This window comes from Microbacterium sp. BF1 (assembly GCF_019279095.1).
In the GTDB taxonomy this organism is placed as follows: Bacteria; Actinomycetota; Actinomycetes; order Actinomycetales; family Microbacteriaceae; genus Microbacterium; species Microbacterium maritypicum.
Window position 1 is genome coordinate 1 of sequence record NZ_JAGYWT010000366.1, and the last position, 2,546, is coordinate 2,546.

At 68.8% G+C, this 2,546-nt stretch carries 3 protein-coding genes; all 3 read left to right on the forward strand.

Translation table 11 applies throughout. The features are described from left to right. Positions 1–107: 107 nt before the first annotated feature. The gene (gene paaI, locus KZA10_RS12150) at positions 108–536 is read left to right on the forward strand and encodes a hydroxyphenylacetyl-CoA thioesterase PaaI (protein WP_055871214.1); all 429 of its coding nucleotides are present in this window, start codon (positions 108–110) and stop codon (positions 534–536) included. A gap of 16 nt (positions 537–552) precedes the next feature. Further along, entirely contained in the window at positions 553–1,878 is a 1,326-nt protein-coding gene (paaK, locus tag KZA10_RS12155) for a phenylacetate--CoA ligase PaaK (RefSeq protein WP_373695261.1), read from the forward strand. A gap of 76 nt (positions 1,879–1,954) precedes the next feature. Beyond that, positions 1,955–2,546, forward strand: a 592-nt coding sequence (locus KZA10_RS12160; protein WP_218683005.1) for a TetR/AcrR family transcriptional regulator, incomplete at its 3' end; no start/stop codon positions are given.

Here is a 2,546-nt window from a genome sequence, read left to right on the forward strand (position 1 = left end):
GGCGGCGCTCGCCGACTCCGTTGACTAACTGACCGATCGTTCGGTTAGTATGAGCGGGTCGGATGTCGCAGGTGCGACGTCCGACCCGCTCGACGAGGAGGTCGACGATGACACAAGCGACGACGCAGGCGACCGACGCCGTGCGACCCAATCGCGCCATGATGGAGCGCGACCGCGCCTCGGCCTCGTTGGGCCTGGTCGTCGAACGCGACGATCCGGGGCATGCGGTCGTCTCGATGCGCGTGCGGGATGACATGACCAACGGCTTCCAGATCACCCACGGCGGATTCGTCTTCGCCCTGGCCGACACCGCCTTCGCGATCGCGTGCAACGAAGACGATCGGGTCACGGTCGCCGCCGGAGCGGACATCTCCTTCCTCAAGCCGACCGTCTCCGGCCAGACGCTCACCGCGACCGCGATCCGGCGATCGCGCACCGGACGCTCCGGCATCTACGACGTGACCGTCGTCGACGAGCAGGGCGACCCCGTCGCCGAGTTCCGCGGGCGTTCCCGCACCACCAGCCAGACCTTCTGACCCCCTGGAGTCCCCCGTGTCGATGACGACCGCAGCATCCCCCCGTGTCCGCCCGCCCGCAGCCGCCGAGCTCGATGCCGAAGAGCGCATGGGTCGCGACGAGATCGCCGCGCTCCAGCTCGCCCGACTGCAGCAGACCGTGCGCCACGCCTACGCGAACGTGCCTCTCTACACGCGCAAACTCGATGAGGCGGGGGTGCGTCCGGAAGACATCCGTACCCTCGACGACGTGCAGCTGCTGCCCTTCACGACCAAGGAGGATCTGCGCGAGACCTACCCGTTCGGGATGTTCGCGGTGCCGATGTCCGACGTCGCCCGCATCCACGCCTCCAGCGGCACCACGGGGCGACCCACGGTCGTCGGTTACACGCGGGGCGACCTCGACAGGTGGGCTTCGCTGGTGGCGCGCTCGCTGCGTGCGAGCGGGATCCGCCGCGGGATGAAGGTGCACAACGCCTACGGTTACGGGCTGTTCACCGGCGGTCTCGGCGCGCACGCGGGCATCGAAGCGCTCGGAGCGACCGCCATCCCCATGTCCGGCGGCCAGACCGCCCGCCAGGTGCAGCTCATCCTCGACTTCGAGCCGGATGCGATCCTGTGCACGCCGAGCTACCTCCTCACGATCGCCGACGCGATGGCTGCGCAGGGCGTCGACCCGCGCTCCACGTCGTTGAAGGTCGCGGTGCTGGGCGCCGAGCCGTGGTCGAACGAGATGCGTCACGAGCTCGAACAGCGTCTGGGGATCGACGCCCTCGACATCTACGGGCTCAGCGAGGTCATGGGGCCGGGGGTGGGCAATGAGTGCCTCGAGACCAAGGACGGTCCGCATCTGTGGGAGGACCACTTCCTGCCGGAGATCATCGACGGGGACAGCGGGGCGGCGCTGCCGGGCGGCGAACTCGGCGAGCTCGTCTTCACCTCCCTCACCAAGGAGGCGTTCCCCGTGATCCGCTATCGCACCCGCGATCTCACCCGACTGCTGCCGGGGACCGCGCGTCCGGGGATGCGACGGATGGAGAAGATCACCGGTCGCAACGACGACATGATCATCCTGCGCGGTGTGAACCTGTTCCCCACGCAGATCGAGGAGCTGGTCCTGGGGATCGAGCAGCTGACCCCGCACTTCATCCTCGAGCTGTCGAAGGAAGGACGGATGGACACGCTGAAGGTGCGCATCGAGCGCCACCCCGACCTGTCCGTGGAGACCTGCCAGAGCGCGGCGGAGGTGCTCGCGCAGCGGATCAAGATCTTCGTGGGATCGACCGTCGCGGTGCAGCTCGCCGAGCCGGGGACGCTGCCTCGGAGCGAGGGGAAGTACAAGCGGGTGTACGACCTGCGGTGACGACCAGCGACACCGCGGTCGCCTCGCGGCCGATGCTCCGGTGTGCACGCCCCATCGGGTGCGAGACTGTGGGGTGATGTCCGAGATGCAGAGCACACGACGAGGCCGCCCCGGGTACGACCAGCAGGGGATCCTCGGTGTCGCCGTCGCCGCCTTCAACGAATACGGGTACGACGCCACGTCGATCGGCATGCTCGCCGAGCGGCTCGGTCTGTCGAAGTCGGCGATCTACCATCACTTCGGCTCGAAGGACGAGATCCTCGACCTCGCTCTCGACGCGGCCCTGAGCGGCCTCGAGGCCGTCGTGGAGAACCCGCTTCCCGAATCGGCCCAGGGGCCGGCTGCACCCAGCGCTGTCGACAGGCTCGAGCACGTGCTCCGCGGCGCCGTCCGTGTGCTCGTCGACCAGCTGCCGGCTGTGACGCTGCTGCTGCGCGTGCGGGGGAACACCGATGTGGAGCGTAAGGCGCTGATCCGCAGGCGGGCCTTCGACCGTCGGATCACCGCGCTCGTGTGGGAGGCGCAGAGCGAAGGCGCGCTGCGTGCCGACATCGATGCGAGCGTCGTCGCGCGACTCGTGTTCGGGATGATCAACTCGATCGTCGAGTGGTACCGCCCCGGCGGACGCGAGGGCGCCGACCGTCTCGCCGACGATGTGGTCGCCCTCG